The organism is Streptomyces sp. NPDC092370, from assembly GCF_044755265.1.
In the GTDB taxonomy this organism is placed as follows: domain Bacteria; phylum Actinomycetota; class Actinomycetes; order Streptomycetales; family Streptomycetaceae; genus Streptomyces.
The window spans coordinates 53,512-71,840 of sequence record NZ_JBIVQO010000010.1 but is presented as its reverse complement, the minus strand read 5'-3'; the positions used below and the strand labels follow the sequence as shown (position 1 = coordinate 71,840).

Here is an 18,329-nt window from a genome sequence, read left to right as displayed (position 1 = left end):
GTCATCGAACGCCGCACCGGTGTTACCGTTCCGGTATGGCGTCGAAAACGGCTGGTGGGCAGCTCGAGGAGCGGTGGCGGGACATCCTGTCGGCGCATGCGCGCACGATGTGCGAGATCGACCGCGCGCTGCATCCGCACGGCCTGGGCGCGTCGGACTTCGAGGTCCTGGACATGCTCGCGACCGCGGCGCCCGAGGAGGGCGAGCAGTGCCGGGTGCAGAACCTCGTGGGGCGGGTCCACCTCAGCCAGAGCGCGTTGTCGCGGCTGATCGCCCGGTTGGAGAAGGACGGGCTGGTGACGCGGTCGGTGTGCGCGGAGGACCGGCGGGGCGTGTGGGTCTCCCTGACGTCCAAGGGCCGTGCCCGGCATGCCGAGGCGCTGCCCCTGCAACGGGCGGCACTGGCCCGGACGCTGGGCGGCTGAGCCGCCCGGGCCCGGGCCGGGCCGGTCGCCTCACTGGCGTGCCAGCAGGGTGCGGACTCCCTCCGAGGTGAGTGTCAGGCGGTGCTCCGAGCTGCCGTCGATGGTGAGCGACAGGTCGTCGGCCGGCCACTGCGCGGCGAGGGCGCCGAGCGGCACCAGGCGGTAGCGGGAGACGAACGGCAGCAGCCCGGCCATCTCCATCTCGGAGGTGAACACGGGCACCACCGGTTCGCCGCCCGGCTGCTCCAGTACCGGCAGCGCCACCGCCGTGGGGTTGGCGTCGGCGTCGCCCGCGTCGTCGGGCACGGGGATGAGCACGTCGCTGTTGGCGAGCGCGTCCAGAGCCGCCGCGTCCTCGGTGTTCTCGGCGAGGACGTCCAGAGCCCGCTGGGCGGGCGTGGGCGTGGGGTCGTTTGCAGGTGTCTCCATGGCAGATTCCCTGGTAGCGGCGGTCGTGCGGCCAACCCGGGGCAAGATCCGCCCCGAGTGCGGTCCTGCTCGCGTACCCGAACGGGCACAGGGCAACCCTGGTGGAGCTCCGGGTTTCGTGAGGGCGCGGGGGAGATCTCGTCGGGGCGGGGGCGCCGGAGTCGGCAAAAGATGTTGACGCGCTCGATGTTACCGGTAACAGTTACTGGTCTGTTCCTGACGTACGCGCCCAAGCCCTCCGCCCGCCCACAGGGTGGCCCGTCCTCCGGGAGTCCGCGTGATCGAAGAGCGCGTTGCCCGTCCCTCCCCCGCACCGCTCGATCCCGTGTTCAGCAGGGCCGCCGTGGTCGCCTCCTGCGTGGGCTTCGTCCTCATGGGGGCGTTGCAGGCCCTGCACGGGCCGGCGATCCCGGCGCTGCGTGCGGAGTTCGGTCTGTCGCCCTCCGCGGCGGGGCTGGGGCTGAGCGCTCACTTCGTGGGCGGTGTGGCCGGTGTGCTGCTGTTCGACCGGCTCTACGGGCGGGTCGGCAACCGGCGGATCCTCGGCAGCTCGTATCTGCTGATGGCCGTCGGCGCGGCCGGTTTCGCACTGGCGCCCGACTGGCCCACCGCCCTGGTCGCGGCCCTGCTCGCCGGGTTGGGCTTCGGCGGTATCGACTACGGCCTCAACCAGCTGTTCGCCGTGGGCTTCGGCCACCGCTCGACCGCGATGCTGAACATCCTCCACGCGCACTTCGGCATCGGCGCCGTCCTCGGCCCCGCGGTGATCGGGGCGGTCGGCTCCGAGCACTACCCGGCCGTCTTCCTCGCGTTCGCCCTCGCCAACCTGCCGTTGCTGCTGTGCCTGCGCGGCGTTCGGAACCAGGTTCCCGAACCGGCGGAGGAACAGGCCGGCGGCGGTCCCGTCCTCGGGCGCAGTCTCGGTTCCGTGCTCGCCGTCTTCGTCGTCCTCTACGTGCTGCACGTCGGCATCGAGGCCGGTGTCGGCGGCTGGGAGCCCACGCACCTGGAGACCGTCGGCTACGGCGCGGGGGTCGCCGCCACCGCCACCTCCGTGTACTGGCTGATGATGACCGTCGGCCGCTTCCTGGTCGCCCCGCTCGCCCTGCGGTTCTCCGCCCAGGCCCTCATCACCGTCTCGTGCGCGGGCATGACGGTGTGCCTGCTGGCCGCGACCGTCCCGGCCCTCGCGCCCTACGCGTACGCCGGTGTCGGTCTGTTCATCGCGCCGATCTTCCCCACCGGGCTGCCCTGGCTGAACCGGGTCGCCCCGCAGGCACGGCGGGCCGGAGCCCTGGTCATCGCGGCCTCCATGGTCGGCGGTGTGGCCGCAGGGCCGGTGCTGGGCAAGGCCATCGAGTGGTCCGGGATCCGTGCCGTGCCGCTCCTGCTGTGCGGCCTCTCGGCGCTCTGCCTGGCCGCCACGCTCTGGCTGGTCCGCGGCACCCGCTCCCGCTGATCCCACTCCCACTCCCCCTCCAGAAGGGAAGCTCCCGCATGCCCGCCCTGACGACGACGTCCGACGGATTCCTGCTGCACGGCGAGCCGTTCAGAATTATCTCCGGCGCGCTGCACTACTTCCGCGTCCACCCCGGGCTGTGGTCCGACAGGCTGCGCAAGGCCCGGCTGATGGGTCTCAACACGGTGGAGACGTACATTCCGTGGAACCACCACCAGCCCGACCCCGAGGGCCCTCTCGTCCTGGACGGCTTCCACGACCTGCCGCGGTTCCTCCGGCTGGCCCGGGACGAGGGGCTTCGGGTGCTGCTGCGGCCCGGGCCGTTCATCTGCGCCGAGTGGGACGGCGGCGGCCTGCCCGACTGGCTGGCCTCCGACCCGGACATCCGGCTGCGCACCAGCGACCCCCGCTTCACCGGGGCCGTGGACCGCTACCTCGACCTGCTGCTGCCCGCCCTGCGACCGCACATGGCGGCGGCGGGCGGTCCCGTCATCGCCGTACAGGTGGAGAACGAGTACGGGGCCTACGGCGACGACAGCGCCTATCTGAAGCACCTGGCCGACGCCTTCCGCTCCCGCGGCGTCGAAGAACTGCTGTTCACCTGCGACCAGGCCGATCCCGCGCACCTGGCGACCGGAAGCCTGCCCGGTGTCCTGACCGCCGGCACCTTCGGCAGCCGCGTCGAGCAGTCCCTGGCACGACTGCGCGAACACCGGCCCGAAGGCCCGCTGTTCTGCGCCGAGTTCTGGATCGGCTGGTTCGACCACTGGGGCGGTCCGCACCATGTGCGGGACGCGGCCGACGCCGCCGCCGACCTGGACCGGCTGCTGTCCGCCGGGGCGTCCGTCAACCTCTACATGTTCCACGGCGGCACCAACTTCGGCTTCGCCAACGGCGCCAACCACAAACACGCCTACACGCCCACCGTCACGTCCTACGACTACGACGCCGCGCTCACCGAGTGCGGCGACCCGGGGCCGAAGTACCGCGCCTTCCGCGAGGTCATCGCCCGCCACGCCGCCGTGCCCGACGAGCCCCTCCCCGCACCGGCTCCCAAACTCCCGCCCACCTCCGTCGAGTTGGACAACAGGGCGCCTCTGCTGCCGTCGGCCGGCTCGCTCGCCGCCCCCGTGCGCGCCGATGTGCCCGCCACCATGGGCGAACTCGGGCAGCGCACCGGTTACGCGCTGTACCGCACCACCCTCCCGGCCGGCGGCGACGGCCTGCTGCACTTCGCCCGCGGAGTCGGCGACCGTGCCCAGGTCTTCGTCGACGGCGCACCCGTCGGCGTGCTGGAGAGCGAACGCCACGACGAGTTCCTGCCCGTGCGGGTCCCGCGCCCCGGTGCGACGCTGGAGGTCCTCGTCGAGAACATGGGCGGCGTCAACTACGGCCCCCGCATCGGCGCGCCCAAGGGCCTGCTCGGACCCGTCTCCCTCAACGGCACGGACCTGACCGGCTGGGACTGCCACCCGCTGCCGCTGGACGACCTGGAGACGGTGCCGTTCGCCCCGGCCTGCGAGGCACCGGTCACCGGGCCGGCCTTCCACCGCGGCACCTTCGACGTCGGCACCCCCGCCGACGGCTTCCTCTCCCTGCCCGGCTGGTCGAAGGGCCAGGCCTGGGTCAACGGCTTCCACCTGGGCCGCTACTGGAACCGCGGCCCGCAGCGCACGCTGTACGTTCCCGCGCCGGTGCTGCGCCCGGGCACCAACGACCTCGTCCTGCTGGAGTTGCACGGCACGACCACCACCCGTGCCCTGCTCATCGACGCCCCCGACCTCGGCCCGGAGAACACCTGGTGACGCGCCTCCTGCGGGCCCCCCGCCCGGTACCTCGCCGCCGACCGGCCATCTGCCCTTCACGGACGCGCCGGGCGTGCCCGACCCGATCGCGGCCACGGGTGGCCGGCTCACCCGGGGCGCCGCCGGTTCCCGGTCTCCGGCGAGTCGCCCTCCTCCCGCTGCCCGAACGGACAGTGGGGGGGAGGAGTTGCTGGAGATGAAGGCGGGCGGAGTGACCGCGGTCTCCTCCTGCGTCCTCCGGATCCACCACGAGGAGGCCGAGGGCCGGGTCTGCCTCGATGGTGCTGCTCGCGCCGGACGCCGCCCTGGCGGTGGCGGGTGCCCCGGTTCGGCAGGCGGCGGACGCGTGTTCACGCGCTGCGCGGTCGAGGCCTGTCCTCTCCCGGACACCACCGCGACCGTTACGTCCGTCAGGCCCGGCGGTCGGCTCCCGCACCGGTGACCGGCGTGCAGGGCGGGGCGAGCGTGCGGGCCGGGAAGAACGTGGGCGCCGCGGCCGCGAGTACCGGGCCGACGTACCGGAGGACCTGCTTCGGCACCCCTCGGGTGCGCTGCTGCGGCCGCGCTGGACGGGGAAGCCGGCGCGGGCTTACGTGGGAGAGACTCGGGTCGCCGACCAGTTCCACTCCGGGCGGGTCTGGGACATGGGGCTGGAGCGGCTTCCGGTCGAGGCGCTGCTCGCAAGGGACCTGCGGCTCCAGGTGCTGCCGCCGGCCCCGGACGCGGCCGTGTGCCTGTCGGGGCAATCGGTGACGCGTGGCCGGGGCCCGGGTGCTGGACGCCGAGTGGGTGGTCACGCGCCGCTGGACGGTCCGGACCGGCTGACGACCCGGCGGACACCGCCCCGCCTATGCTGTGCTCCTGCCGGACGGGTTCAGGACCGCCCGGACCGACAGCGAGGAATCACCCGTCATGACACCGAGCGCCACCGACGGCCCCGCACCCAAGGGCCGCAGCAGGCGCAGCTTCGCGGGGGCGCGGCCGGTGATGGCGGACGTGGCCCGGATGGCCGGTGTCTCCAAGCAGACCGTCTCGCGAGTGCTCAACGACCATCCGGCCGTACGCCCCGAGACGCGCCAGGCGGTCCTGGAGGCCATGCGCACGCTCGGTTACCGGCCCAGCCGCAGCGCGCGATCCCTGGCCAGCGGCAGGACCCGCATGATCGGGGTGATCTCCTTCGACGCCGCCCGGTACGGACCCGCCTCGATCCTGACCGCGATCAACACGGCGGCCCAGGAGGCCGGTTACCTCGTCAGCTCCATCGCCCTGGACACGGCCGACCACGACACCGTCGTCGAGGCCGTGAACCGGCTGTCGGCCGAGGGCGCGGACGGCGTGATCGCGATCGCGCCGCAGCTGTGGGTGGGCCGGGCGCTGGCGGAGACGACCGACCTCGGCACTCCCCTGGTGGTGCTGGAGAACGCGCTCGATTCCGGCACTGCCCTGGTCACCGGCGATTCGCGCACCGGCGCCCGCAAAGCGACCGAGCACCTCCTCGGCCTCGGGCACACCACCGTCCGGCATATCGCGGGCCCGACCGGCTGGACCTCCGCCGACCTGCGGATGGCCGCCTGGCAGGCCACGCTGCGGGCCGCCGGTGCTGCCGTACCGGCTCCCCTCGTCGGGGACTGGAGCGCCGACTCCGGTTACGACCTGGGCCGTCGGCTGGCCCGCAGCCCGGAGGTGACGGCGGTGTTCGTCTCCAACGACCAGATGGCGCTCGGTGTGCTGCACGCCCTGCACGAGTGCGGGCGGTGCGTGCCCGGGGACGTCAGCGTCGTCGGCTACGACGACATCCCGGAGGCCGCGCATTTCCTGCCGCCGCTGACCACCGTCCGCACCGACTTCGCGGAGATCGGCACCCGCTCGCTGCGCCTCCTCCTCGACCGGATCGACGGCCCCGCCGGGCCCCGCGTCGACACCCTCGTGCCCGTGGACCTGGTGGTGCGGGCCAGCAGCGGTCCCCCGCCGGTGCGCTGACGGGCGCCGGTCAGCCGTTTCCCTGGGCGGCGGCCCGCTGCCAGGCGCCCTCCCGCAGCAGCCGTAGCCCGTTCAGGCCGACCAGGACCGTGGAGCCCTCGTGGCCCGCGACGCCCAGCGGCAGCGGCAGGTCACCGGCCAGGTCCCAGACGACGAGGCCGGCGATGAACACTCCGGCGATCACCAGATTCTGCACGACCAGTGTGCGGGCCCGGCGGGACAGGGCGACGGTGGCCGGGACGGCGGCGAGTTCGTCGCGCACGATGACGGCGTCCGCGGTCTCCAGGGCCAGGTCGGAACCGGCCCGGCCCATGGCGATCCCGGTGTGCGCGGCGGCGAGGGCGGGCGCGTCGTTGACGCCGTCCCCGACGACCAGCACCTTGCGGCCCGCGCTCTCCATCTCCTGAACGGCGGCCAGCTTGTCCTGCGGCAGCAGCCCGGCCCGCACGTCGTCGATGCCGGCCTCGGAGGCGAGGTGTGCGGCGGCCCGGGGGTTGTCGCCCGTCAGGAGCACCGGGGCGGTGCCGGTGAGCCGGGCGAGGGAGGCGACCGTGGTGGCGGCGTCCGGGCGCAGCCGGTCGGCGATGCCGAGCAGCCCGGCGGGGCTGCCGTCCACGACGACCAGGACGGCGGTACGGCCGGACTCCTCCAGTTCCGCGGCCGTGCCGACGGCGTCGTCCACCAGCCGGGCCGGGGCGCCCACCGCGACCGTACGGCCACCGACGACGGCGGTGACGCCCACACCGGGTGCGGAGGTGAAGTCGTGCGCGTCGGGCAGGTCGAGGCCACGCTCGCGGGCCGCGTCGACGACCGCACGGGCCAGCGGATGTTCGCTGGGCCGCTCGGCGGCCGCCGCCAGCGTGAGCAGCTCCCCCTCGTCCAGGCCGCTGCCGGGCAGCGGCCGGACGTCGGTGACGCGGGGGCTGCCCTCGGTGAGCGTTCCGGTCTTGTCCAAGGCGACCGCGTCCACCTGGCCGAGCCGTTCCATCACCACGGCCGACTTCACGAGAACGCCGTGCCGTCCGGCGTTGGCGATGGCCGACAGCAGAGGCGGCATGGTGGCCAGAACCACCGCGCACGGAGAGGCGACGATCATGAACGTCATGGCCCGCAGCAGCGCGTCGGTGAGCTGTGCGCCGAACGCGAGCGGCACCAGGAAGACGGCCAGGGTCGCGACCACCATGCCCAGCGAGTAGCGCTGTTCGACCTTCTCGATGAACAACTGCGTGGGCGCCTTGGTCTCGGACGCCTCCTGCACCATGCGGACGATCCGGGCGATCACCGAGTCGGACGCGTCGCGCTCGACCCGGATCCGCAGCGCGCCGGTGCCGTTGAGGGTGCCCGCGAAGACCTCGTCCCCCCGCTCCTTCGCCACGGGCAGCGGCTCTCCGGTGATGGTCGCCTGATCCACCTCGCTCGCCCCGTCCAGCACCCGGCCGTCGGCGCCGACACGCTCCCCGGGACGTACGAGGACGGTGTCGCCGACCTCCAGCTCCTCGACGGGGACGGTCTGATCGCCGCCGTCGGGGCCGAGGCGGGTGGCTGTCGCGGGGGCCAGGTCGAGCAGGCCGCGGACCGAGTCGGCGGTGCGGGCCGTGGCCAGGGCCTCCAGCGCGCCGGAGGTGGCGAAGATGACGATGAGCAGGGCGCCGTCCATGACCTGCCCGATCGCGGCCGCGCCCAGGGCGGCGACGACCATCAGCAGGTCGACGTCGAGGGTGCGCTCCTTGAGCGCCTTGAGCCCTTCCCAGCCGGGCTCCCAGCCACCGGTGACGTACGACAACGCGTACAGCGGTCCCCAGGTCCAGGCCGGGGCGCCGGTCAACTGCAAGGGCAGCGCGAGCAGGAAGAAAGCGGTGGCCGCGGCGGCCCAGCGTGCCTCGGGGAGCGCGAGGACACGGGTGCGCCGCCGGGGCGCTGTCCCGGGGCGCTCGGGCTTCGCCCGTTCGGCCTGCTGCGGCGTGAGGGTGGAGGTCATCAGGGGTCCTTCTGGCGGGGGCGCGTCGGCGCCCTCCACCATACAGGAATACATGAAGACTCATTCATACCTTCATATGGACACCCCTGTCGCGCAGATCCCCGTCACCTCACGGGCACGGCCACGTACTGGTACTCCAAGAACTCGTCGATCCCCACCCGACCGCCCTCACGCCCGAGGCCGGACTGCTTGACCCCGCCGAACGGAGCCGCCGGGTTGGAGACGAGACCGGTGTTCAGGCCCACCATGCCCACCTCCAGGCCCTCGCTGACACGCAGCCCGCGGTCCAGCCCCTGGGTGAAGACGTAACCGACCAGACCCCAGGGCGTGTCGTTGGCGCGACGCAGAACCTCGTCCTCGTGGTCGAACGTGAGGATCGCCGCGACCGGGCCGAAGATCTCCGTGTCCATCAGTCGGCTGCCGGGGTCCACGTCGGCGAGCACGGTCGGCGGGTAGAAGTTGCCGGGGCCTTCGGGCCTGCGTCCCCCGACGAGCACCTGGGCGCCGCGCTCCACCGCGTCGGCGACCAGTTCCTCGACCTTGGTCCGTCCCGCCGCGTCGATCAGCGGGCCCACGTCGACACCGGCCCGCGTACCGGGACCCACCACGAGGGCCCCCATCCGCTCGGCGAGCCGCCGCCCGAACTCGGCGGCCACCGACCGGTGGACGAAGAAGCGGTTGGCGGCGGTGCAGGCCTCGCCCATGTTGCGCATCTTGGCGACCATGGCCCCCTCCACGGCCACGTCCAGGTCGGCGTCGTCGAAGACGATGAAGGGCGCGTTGCCGCCCAGCTCCATCGAGGTGCGGACGACGGTGTCGGCACACTGGGCGAGCAGCTGCCGGCCGACGGCGGTGGACCCGGTGAAGGACAGCTTGCGGATGCGGCCGCCCCGCAGCAGCGGCTCGCACACCGCGCCCGCGCGGGAGGTGGTGACGACGTTCAGCACCCCGTCGGGCAGGCCGGCCTCTTTGAGGATCCCGGCCAGCGCGAGGCCGGCCAGGGGGGTCTGCGGAGCGGGCTTGAGGATCATGGTGCAGCCCGCCGCGATCGCCGGGCCGATCTTGCGGGTGCCCATGGCCAGCGGGAAGTTCCATGGCGTGATCAGCAGGCAGGGGCCGACTGGGCGGCGGGAGAGGAGCATGCGGTTGCGGCCGTCGGGCAGCAGCCCGTGGCCCCCGTCGATCCGGACGGCCTCCTCGGAGAACCAGCGGAAGAACTCCGCGGCGTAGGCCACCTCGCCCCTGGCCTCGGCGAGCGGTTTGCCCATCTCGGACGTCATCAGGTGGGCGAGCTCGTCGGTGCGCTTCAGGATGAGCTCGTAGGCACGGCGCAGGATCTCGCTGCGTTCCCGGGGCGCGGTGCGGGCCCACCCGGGCTGGGCCCGGACGGCCGCCTCTTCGGCGAGCCTGGCGTCCTTGGGGCCGGCGTCGGCCACGCGGCAGAGGATCTCGCCGGTGGCGGGGTCGTCGACCGCCATGGTGGCACCGTCCGCGGCATCCACCCAGGTCCCGCCGATGAACAACTGAGTCAGCACTTCGGTCATGTCGTCTCTCCTGGTCGATCGGCGGCGGGGTCGAGGAGTTCGGCGAGGTGCAGGGCGCGGACGTTCTGGTCGCCGGCGAGGTGATCGATCTGGGTGGCACAGCTGAAGCCGTCGGCGATGACGGGGCGTCCGGCGAGGTGATCGATCCGGGGTTTGAGGGCGAGGTCGGCCACGGCCATGGAGGTGTCGTAGTGGTCTGCTTCGAACCCGAAGTTCCCGGCCAGCCCGCAGCAGCCGTCGGCCTCGTCGACGCTGCGCACGCCGAACCGGCGCAGCAGATCGGCGGGGCGGCGGCCCTTGAACGTGGCGTATTCGTGGCAGTGGGTCTGCAGCACGACGTTCTCCGGCAGGGACGGCGGACTCCAGTCCTGGTCGGCGAGGTCGGTGAGGGCGCCGGCGAAGGTGTGGACGCGGTCGGCGACACGCTGAGCGGCCTCGGTGCCCAGCAGTTCGGGGACGTCACGTTTCAGCGCGGCCGCACAGCTCGGTTCGGCCACGATGATCGGCCGGTCGTCACCGCCGTCGAGCGCTGCGACCGTGCGGGCCATGATTCTGCGGGCCACGGACAGCTGACCCGTGCTGACCCAGGTCAGCCCGCAGCACAATCCGTCCTGCGGCGCGCAGGAGATACCGGCGTCGGCAAGCACACGGCTGGCGGCTCCCGCGACCTCGGGACGGAAGGCGCGGGTGAAGCTGTCGACGAAGAGCACAGCCTTCGCCGACTCGTTCGTCTTCGCCGCGCGCAGGGTCCTGCGCAAAGTGCGCCGGGAGGCGAAGGCCGGGATCCTGCGCTGGGTGGTCACCCCGCCCAGGCGGGCCAGGATTCTGCCCAGCGGCCCGCGCAGCAACGCGTTGATCGGGCGGGCGGCGTATCCGGCCAGGGCCGAGGTCAGGGGCAGCCAGCCCAGCGAGTAGTGGGAACGCGGACGGATCCTGCCTTTGTAGTGCTGGTGGAGGAACTCGGCCTTGTAGGTGGCCATGTCGACACCGACCGGGCAGTCGCTGGAGCAGGCCTTGCACGACAGACACAAGTCGAGGGCGTCCTTGACCTCGGTGGAGCGCCAGCCGTCCGTCACCGTCTCGCCGCGCACCATTTCCTGGAGCATGCGGGCCCGGCCGCGGGTGGAGTCGTTCTCCTCACCCGTGGCCCGGTAACTGGGGCACATCACCCCGCCCGCGTCCGAGCGGCACCGGCCGACCCCGACACACCGGCGCACCGCACCGGCGAAACCGTCCGCGTCGTGCGGGAAGCCGAACGTCGTGTCGAGCAGGGGCAGTTCACGCAGTGCGAGATCGGCGTCCAGCGGGGCGGGGTCGATGATGACGCCGGGATTGAGCAGCCCGTCGGGGTCGAAGACGTTCTTGAACGCGGCGAACGCGGCGATCATGCGGTGGCTGTACATCACCTCCAGCAGTTCACTGCGGGCGCGTCCGTCGCCGTGCTCACCCGACAGCGTGCCGCCGTGCTCCACCACCAGCGCGGCCGCCTCGGCCAGGAAACGGCGCATCACCGCCAGGCCGGTCTCGGTGGCCATGTCGAAGTCGATGCGGACATGGACGCAGCCGGCGCCGAAGTGCCCGTACAGCACACCCGTCAGCTCGTGCGAGGCCAGCAGCTTACGGAAATCACGCAGGTAGCTGGCCAGATTCTCCGGGGCGACGGCCGCGTCCTCCCAACCCGGCCACGACTCCCCGCCGTCCACCAGCCGGGCGGCGAGCCCGGCACCGTCCTCCCGCACCCGCCACAGCGAACGCCGCTCCGCCGGGCTTGCCACCACCCGGCCGCCGGTCAGCCGCCCCTGCGCCTTGAGCGCCTCCAGGAGCTCGGCGGCGCGGGTGTTCACGGTGGCCTGGTCATCGCCCTCGAGCTCGACATACAGCCACGCCCGGCCCTCGGGCAGGCCGGTCACGGAATCGGCCCCGCGGCGGGCCCGCATCGTGGCGACGATCGCCTCGTCCATGCCCTCCACCGCGCTGGGCGCGAAGCGCAGGATCTGCGGCACGTCCTCGGCCGCCTCGACGACGTCCTCATAGCCCAGGGTCAGCAGGGTGGATGCCTGTGCGGTCGCCACCAGGCGGACCGTCGCGGCGGTGACGACCGCACAGGTGCCTTCGGTGCCCACCAGGGCACGGGCCAGATCGAAACCGTTCTCCGGCAGCAGATGCTGCAACTGGTAACCCGAGACCTGACGCGGGATACGCCCCAGCTCGGTCCGGATCAACGCCAGGTTGTCACCGACCAGGCGCTTGAGGTCGGCCTCCAACCGGGCGACGAGACCACCATCGGCCGGGTCGAGCGGATGCAGCCCGGTGTGATCGGCGACGGCCCGCACGCCGTCCGCCGTCACGATCTCCAACGCCACGACATGCCCGCCGGTGCGCCCGTCGCGCACCGAACGGTTCCCGCACGCGTCGTTGCCGATCATCCCGCCCAGCGTGCACCGGCTGTGCGAGGACGGATCCGGACCGAAATCCAGCCCGTGCAACGCCGTCGCACTGCGCAGCGCGTCCAGGACCACACCGGCCTCGACCCGGGCGGTACGCGCCTGGGCGTCGATCTCCAGGATCCGGTTCATGTACCGGGAGAAGTCCAGCACCACACCGGGGCCGACGGCGTTGCCGGCCATGCTCGTGCCGCCGCCCCGGGGCGTGACCGGCACACCCGCCTCACGGCAGGCCCGCAGCACCGCCACCACGTCCTCGGCCGACCGGGGGAAGGCCACCGCCTGCGGCGGGACACGGTAGTTGGAGGCGTCGTAGGCGTACGCGCCGGTGGCCCCCGGGCCGGTCTCCACCCGCAGACCGGGCGCCAGCTCGGCGATACGGGCCGTGAAACCCTCCAGGTCGCGGGTGGCGGTGGTCATCGCTCCGACGCTCCCGACGTACCGGCTTCGACGGCGTTCGCCCAGGCCTGGAGGCCCTCGTCCACGCCCGTCTCGTCGATCACGAGCGCCGGGATCATCCGGACGACCTGGTTCCAGGCGCCGCACAGCAGCAGGAGGAGGCCCTCGTCGATCGCGGCACGCTGGACGCGGGCGGCGGTCTCCGGGTCGGGGCTGCCGTCCTCGGCGACGAACTCGGTGGCGAGCATGAGACCGAGGCCGCGGACATCGCCGATGCCCGGGGTCCGGTCGGCCACGGCCTCCAGGCCCTGGCGGAGCCGCTTGCCCATCGCCTCGGCGTTCTCGACGAGCCTCTCGTCGCGTACGACGTCCAGGGTCGCGCAGGCGGCGGCGCAGGCCACGGCGTTGGCACCGTACGTGCCGCCCTGCGAGCCGGGCCAGGCCTTCGCCATCAGTTCCTCGGAGGCGGCGATGCCGGAGATCGGGAAGCCGCTGGCCAGGCCCTTGGCGGTGACGAGGATGTCGGGCGTGACGCCGAAGTGGTCATGGCCCCAGAAGCGGCCGGTCCGGCCGACGCCGGTCTGCACCTCGTCGAAGATCAGCAGGAAGCCGTGCCGGTCCGCCCGCTCGCGCAGACCTTCGAGGAAGGCGCGGTTCGCGGGGACGTAGCCGCCCTCGCCGAGGACCGGCTCGACGATGATCGCGGCCGTGTCGGCGGGCGACGAGATCGTCTGGAGGGTGTAGTCGAGTTCCCTCAGGGCGAAGCGGGTGGCCGTCTCCTCGTCCCAGCCGTACCGGAAGGCCGTCGGGAACGGGGTGACGACCACGCCGCTCATCAGCGGCGAGAACCCGGACCGGAAGCGGATGCCGGAGGTGGTCATGGAGGCGGCGGCGACCGTACGGCCGTGGAATCCGCCGTGACAGACCAGCACGTTGGGCCGGCCGGTGGCCTGGCGGGCCAGCCGCAGCGCCGCCTCGACGGCCTCACTTCCGGAGTTGGTGAAGAAAAGGCTGTCCAGACCGGCCGGCAGCACCTCGCCCAGCTTGTCGACGAGGCGGCGCAGCGGCTGGTGCATGACGGTCGTGTACTGGCCGTGGATCAGCGTGCCGACCTGCTCCTGCGCCGCCGCCACGACCTTGGGGTGGCAGTGCCCGGTGCTGGTGACGCCGATACCGGCGGTGAAGTCGAGGTAGCGGCGGCCGTCCTCACCGTAGAGGTGGACGCCCTCGCCCCTGGCCGCCACGACGGGCGTGGCCTGGCGAAGGTGCGGCGACAGTGCGGTCATGGTGTCTCCCGGCCGTAGGACGAGGTCTGGTTGCTTTGGCTCAGCTCCGGTACCCGAGCATCCAAGCCGCCGTGAAACACGACAACGCGTGATCTGTCCAGCCGGAACCCGTTGTTCGGACGTTGTGTCAACCGCGAAACCCCCGGACCTCGCCCGCCTCTCCGGTGGCCGGCTCTTGCGCCAGGTCAGCCCCGCTTGTCAGAGTGACCGGGCACGCAGGGAGGCACCGTGAACGAGCACCCCCCGACGGCGGGACCCGCCCCGACCCTCGCCGACGTTCTCGCCCTGCCCGTCCTGGCCGCCGGACAGCCGCAGGTCGTCACGGGGGTGGCCCAGCTGGACCGGCCGGTGCGCTGGGTGCACATCACCGAGCTGACGGACCCGGCCTCCTTCCTCAAGGGCGGCGAGCTGGTGCTGACCACGGGCATGCCCCTGCCCGACGACGCCGCGGGGGTCCGCCGGTATGTGGACGAACTCACCGAGGTGGGGGCGGCCGCCCTGGTCATCGAGCTCGTACGGCGCTACCACCGGCCGCCCGACACCCTCGTGCAGGCCTGCCGGGCGCGGGGTTTTCCCCTGGTCACGCTCGCCCGGGACGTCAACTTCCTGGAGGTCACCCAGGTCGTGCACGCGCTCATCCTCGGCAGCCAGGCCGACGCGATGCGGCGGACCCAGCGGATCCACGAGGCGTTCACGGCCCTCACCCTGCGCGGGGCGGTGGCGGAGGACGTGGTGCGCGCGGCGGCGGAGATGAGCGGCCGGACGGTCGTGCTGGAGAACCTGGTGCACCAGGCGCTGATCTGCGAGCCCTCCGGGAGCACGGTGGAGGAGGCGCTCGGGGACTGGGAGCGGCGCTCCCGGGCGACGGAGTCCGGCGGCCACACGCGGGTGGGCGGCCCGGAGGGCTGGCTCACGGCACCCGTCGCCTACCAGGACGAACGGTGGGGCCGCCTGGCCATGCTGCCCGCGGACGGGCAGGCCTTCGGGCCCGAGCACGTCACCGTCCTGGAGCGGACGGCGATGGCCCTGACCGTGGCCCGGCTCATCCACACCACGCCCTGGGAGCACACCGCCCACCGCAACGCCCTGCGGGAGCTGGCGGAGCAGCGCCACCACTCCCCCGAGGACATCCGCGCCCGCTGCGCCGCGCTGGGCCTGCCCACCGAGGCCGGTGTCTTCCTGGCGGTCCTCGTGGACCTGGGCCCCGCCGGAGAAGGCGCCGACCCGGAGACCCGGCTGCACCGGGAGCTGAGGTCGGCCGGAGTCCCGGCCCTGGCGGGAGAGCTCTCCCCCGGCCGCCTCGGCGTGCTGCTGGCCCTGCGCCCCGCACAGCCCTGGCGGCCCGTGGCCGAACGACTGAGCCGTACCGCGCTGACGCTGACCCCGCGGGCGATCGTCGGCGTCGGCTCACAAGTGGCGGATCTCGCCGACACCGCCCGCTCGTTCCGGGAGGCGGCGCGCGTCATAGAGGCCACTCCCCCCGGCCAGCCGCTCCCCCCGGACCGTTCCTTCCACGAGCTGCCGGACATCGACCTGCGCCGGCTGCTGTACGCGCTGCGCGAGGACACCCGGATCCAGGACTACACCGAACGCCGGCTGGGCCGGCTCATCGACCACGACACCCGGCACGGCACCGACCTGCTGACGACCCTGGGCCACTACCTGGACGCCGCGGGCAACAAGACCACGGCGGCCCGTCGCGGCGGCCTGTCCAGGGAGACCATGTACCAGCGCCTGCGCACCATCGAACGCGTCCTCGACACCGACCTCGAATCCGGCGACCGCCGCACCGAACTGCACGTCGCCCTCACGGCGTTGCGGGTCCTGCGCACCGGCTGAGGGGAGACGGACGGCCCTCGCCCTGACGCCGGCCGTCGTCACCTTCGCCGCCGGTCCGTACCGCGGCTGCCGACCGGCTCGGGAGCGCTCGGCTCCTCGGTCTGTCTGGTGCATCCGGCGCTGCCGGCGGTGGCCGACGGCATCGTAGGGACGCCGGCGCGATGACGACGTCGTGCTCGACGTGGGCTTCGTCGCGCTCCTGTTGCCCCGGTGCGCCCTGACCTGCCGCCGGGTGCGGGCGCCGGACCGGGCCTGGGGCCGCAGGCCGGCGCACCGCCCGGGCGATCAGGTGTCGAAGTCCACCGTGAGCGTCTCGGACACGGGGAACGACTGGCAGGTGAGGACGTAGCCCGCGTCGACCTCGGAGGGTTCGAGGGCGAAGTTGCGGCGCATGTCGGCCTTGCCGTCGGTGACCAGGGCGCGGCAGGTGCCGCAGACCCCGCCCTTGCAGGCGAACGGCAGATCGGGGCGGGTCTGCTGGGCACCTTCCAGGAGGGTCCGCTCGCGGGGCAGGGCGGAGGTGGTGGAGCGTCCGTCGAGGGTGACGGTGACCTGGCTGACCGGGCCGGTGGGGCCGGTCTCGGCGTGGTGGACCTCGCGGACGGGCTCGTCGTCGGCGTAGAACAGCTCCTGGTGGACCCGGTCGGCGGGCACGCCGAGGCCGGTCAGGACCTGCTGGGCGGCGCGGACCATGCCGTGCGGGCCGCACAGCCACCAGTGGTCGGCGGACTCCACGTCGACGAGTGCGTCGACCAGGGCGGAGAGCCGGTCGGCGTCGAGGCGGCCGGAGAGCACCTCGGCCTCGCGGGGCTCACGGGAGAGGACGTGGGCGAGCTGGAACCGCGTCGGGTAGAGGTCCTTCAGGTCGGCGAGCTCGTCGGCGAACATCACCGTGCCGGTGCGGCGGTTGCCGTAGAGGAGGGTGACGCGCGAGCGGGGGTCGGCGGCCAGGACGGACTCGGCGATGGAGACCATGGGCGTGATGCCGGAGCCGGCGGCGATGAGGACGTGCTGGCCGTGGGTGGTGAGGTCGGGGGTGAAGGCTCCGGTGGGTGCCATCACCTCGACGGTGTCGCCGGGGCGTACGTCGTGCACCAGCCAGGAGGAGAACAGGCCGCCCGGCACCACCCGCACGCCGATGCGCGGTGCCGTGCCGGCGGGCGCGCAGATCGAGTAGGACCGGCGTTCGTCCCGGCCGTCGATGTCGCGCCGCAGGGTGAGCGACTGGCCGGGCGCGAAGGTGAACTCCTCGGCCAGTTCGGCCGGGATGTCGAAGCTGACGGCTGCGGCGTCCTCGCACAGGGACTGCACGGCGGCGACCCGCAGGGGGTGGAAGACCGGGCGCCGGCGGGCACGCGGACGTGCCGCCGGGGCGGGGGCCGGCTCCATCAGGTCCTCCATCAGATCTCCTTGACGTACTCGAACGGCTCGCGGCAGGCGAGGCAGCGCCACAGGGCCTTGCAGGACGTGGCGCCGAAACGGGAGGTCTCCTCCGTGTCGGGGTGACCGCACCGGGGGCAGGGCACCGAGCGGCGGGGCGGCGACAGCACGAGGGGGACGGGTCCTGCGGCGGGTGAGGGCGCCGCCCCGGGCGGGGCGATGCCGTGCTCGGCGAGCTTGCGGCGGCCGGCCGGTGTGATCCAGTCGCTGCTCCAGGGCGGGTCGAGGACGGTGCGGATCTCCACGCGGGCGTAGCCGGCGTCCCGCAGCCGGGCGGCCACGCCCGCGCGCATCTCGGCCATCGCCGGGCAGCCCGAGTAGGTCGGGGTCAGGCTCGCGACGACGGTGCCGTCCGGGGCGATGGTCACCTCGCGCAGCACTCCGAGGTCGGCCAGGGTCAGCATGGGAAGTTCGGGGTCGGGCACCTGCTCGGCGAGGTGCCGGGCCCTTCGGGCGTCCAGGAGCGCCGTCACCATGTCGCCTCCGGGTGGGCGCGGGCCACACTCTGCAACTCGGCCAGCAGCGGGGTGAGATGTTCGGTGTGCTCCCCGGTGCGGCCCGCGCCGGGCAGCGGCCGGTAGACGGGCATGGGCAGCCCGGCCGCCTCGGTGACCTGGCGCAGCACCGCGACGACCTCGTCCCGGACGTCGTACGCCGTGAACAGTTCGCCGAGGTAGGGCGCCACCTGTTCCTGCGCCTTGCGCATCCGGCGGTGCGACTCCTCGGTGCCGTCGCCGAGGCGCACGGCCCATTCGGCCGCGTACTGGCGGTGGTAGGCCAGTTCCTTCACGCCCTTGGCTGCGATCGCCGCCAGCACCGGGTCACGGTGGGCGGTGAGCCGCTCGAAGTGGGCGAGGCGCCAGGTGGAGAGCACCAGCAGCCGCACGATCGAGAACGCGAAGTCGCCGCCCGGGAGTTCGGCCAGGCGTACGTTGCGGAAGTCGCCGGGGTCGCGGAAGTAGGCGTAGGCGTCCTCGCCGCGGCCGGTGCCGTCGGCCTGGCCCGCGCGGGAGTAGAGCAGGCGGGCCTGGCCGAGCAGGTCGAGACCGATGTTGGCCAGCGCCACCTCCTCCTCCAGCTCGGGGGCGCGGGTGGTCCACTCGGCGAGCCGCTGGGCCGAGATCAGGGCGTCGTCGGCCAGGCTGACGCAGAGGTCGGCCAGTTCACCGGTGTCCACGTCGTCGGGCACGGCGGTGTCGACGCCGTGCAGGGGGTCCTCGAAGCCGGTGCCGTAGGCCCAGCGGGTGTCGTCCTCGTGTCCCTCGGCGAGGGTCAGGTAGACGTGGTCGTCGCTCATGCCC

The 18,329-nt window shown here is 73.1% G+C and carries 13 protein-coding genes; 5 read left to right on the top strand and 8 right to left on the bottom strand.

All coding sequences use genetic code 11. The features are described 5' to 3' along the window. The first annotated feature begins 35 nt into the window (after positions 1–35). Positions 36–425: a MarR family winged helix-turn-helix transcriptional regulator gene (locus ACIQHQ_RS27150; RefSeq protein WP_402616236.1), complete on the top strand. Its 390-nt coding sequence runs from the start codon at positions 36–38 to the stop codon at positions 423–425. A 30-nt stretch (positions 426–455) separates the two neighbouring features. Here the strand turns inward: ACIQHQ_RS27150 and ACIQHQ_RS27145 are convergent, their stop codons facing one another. Continuing rightward, positions 456–854, bottom strand: a complete 399-nt coding sequence (locus ACIQHQ_RS27145) for an SseB family protein (protein WP_402616234.1) — start codon at positions 852–854, stop codon at positions 456–458. A gap of 325 nt (positions 855–1,179) precedes the next feature. On the opposite strand from ACIQHQ_RS27145, the gene ACIQHQ_RS27140 reads away from it, so the two are divergent. The 3 genes from ACIQHQ_RS27140 to ACIQHQ_RS27130 all read left to right on the top strand — a co-directional run bounded on the left by ACIQHQ_RS27140 (position 1,180) and on the right by ACIQHQ_RS27130 (position 6,098). After that, positions 1,180–2,313, top strand: a complete 1,134-nt coding sequence (locus ACIQHQ_RS27140) for an MFS transporter (RefSeq protein WP_402616776.1) — start codon at positions 1,180–1,182, stop codon at positions 2,311–2,313. A 38-nt stretch (positions 2,314–2,351) separates the two neighbouring features. Next, entirely contained in the window at positions 2,352–4,118 is a 1,767-nt protein-coding gene (locus tag ACIQHQ_RS27135) for a glycoside hydrolase family 35 protein (RefSeq protein ID WP_402616232.1), read from the top strand. Positions 4,119–5,030: 912 nt separating this feature from the next. Then, on the top strand, positions 5,031–6,098 hold the full coding sequence (locus tag ACIQHQ_RS27130) for a LacI family DNA-binding transcriptional regulator (protein ID WP_402616229.1): 1,068 nt from the start codon (positions 5,031–5,033) through the stop codon (positions 6,096–6,098). Between the two features lie 10 nt (positions 6,099–6,108). Here ACIQHQ_RS27130 and ACIQHQ_RS27125 read toward each other — a convergent pair whose 3' ends face one another. The 4 genes from ACIQHQ_RS27125 to ACIQHQ_RS27110 form a co-directional block, all read right to left on the bottom strand. Continuing rightward, entirely contained in the window at positions 6,109–8,076 is a 1,968-nt protein-coding gene (locus tag ACIQHQ_RS27125; RefSeq protein ID WP_402616226.1) for a heavy metal translocating P-type ATPase, read from the bottom strand. Positions 8,077–8,180: 104 nt separating this feature from the next. Next, entirely contained in the window at positions 8,181–9,620 is a 1,440-nt protein-coding gene (locus ACIQHQ_RS27120; RefSeq protein WP_402616223.1) for an NAD-dependent succinate-semialdehyde dehydrogenase, read from the bottom strand. Continuing rightward, entirely contained in the window at positions 9,617–12,484 is a 2,868-nt protein-coding gene (locus ACIQHQ_RS27115) for an FAD-binding and (Fe-S)-binding domain-containing protein (RefSeq protein ID WP_402616221.1), read from the bottom strand. Before ACIQHQ_RS27115 ends, ACIQHQ_RS27120 begins: the two co-directional genes overlap by 4 nt. Continuing rightward, positions 12,481–13,749 (bottom strand): aspartate aminotransferase family protein, encoded by a 1,269-nt coding sequence (locus ACIQHQ_RS27110; RefSeq protein ID WP_402616218.1) that lies wholly within the window; start codon positions 13,747–13,749, stop codon positions 12,481–12,483. The genes ACIQHQ_RS27115 and ACIQHQ_RS27110 overlap by 4 nt, the downstream gene beginning before the upstream one ends. 228 nt (positions 13,750–13,977) lie before the next feature. Here ACIQHQ_RS27110 and ACIQHQ_RS27105 point away from each other — a divergent pair, with 228 nt between their 5' ends. After that, on the top strand, positions 13,978–15,588 hold the full coding sequence (locus ACIQHQ_RS27105; RefSeq protein WP_402616216.1) for a PucR family transcriptional regulator: 1,611 nt from the start codon (positions 13,978–13,980) through the stop codon (positions 15,586–15,588). Between the two features lie 285 nt (positions 15,589–15,873). On the opposite strand, the gene paaE is transcribed toward ACIQHQ_RS27105, so the two are convergent. From paaE to paaC, 3 genes are read right to left on the bottom strand one after another with little or no spacing between them, the layout of a single operon-like run. Next, positions 15,874–16,989 carry a 1,2-phenylacetyl-CoA epoxidase subunit PaaE gene (gene paaE, locus ACIQHQ_RS27100; protein ID WP_402616213.1) on the bottom strand — a complete coding sequence of 372 codons (1,116 nt, stop codon included), beginning with the start codon at positions 16,987–16,989 and terminating at the stop codon, positions 15,874–15,876. Continuing rightward, positions 16,989–17,504 (bottom strand): 1,2-phenylacetyl-CoA epoxidase subunit PaaD, encoded by a 516-nt coding sequence (gene paaD / locus ACIQHQ_RS27095; protein WP_402616210.1) that lies wholly within the window; start codon positions 17,502–17,504, stop codon positions 16,989–16,991. The genes paaE and paaD overlap by 1 nt, the downstream gene beginning before the upstream one ends. Continuing rightward, the gene (gene paaC / locus ACIQHQ_RS27090; protein ID WP_402616207.1) at positions 17,498–18,325 is read right to left on the bottom strand and encodes a 1,2-phenylacetyl-CoA epoxidase subunit PaaC; all 828 of its coding nucleotides are present in this window, start codon (positions 18,323–18,325) and stop codon (positions 17,498–17,500) included. The genes paaD and paaC overlap by 7 nt, the downstream gene beginning before the upstream one ends. Between the last annotated feature and the right edge of the window lie 4 nt (positions 18,326–18,329).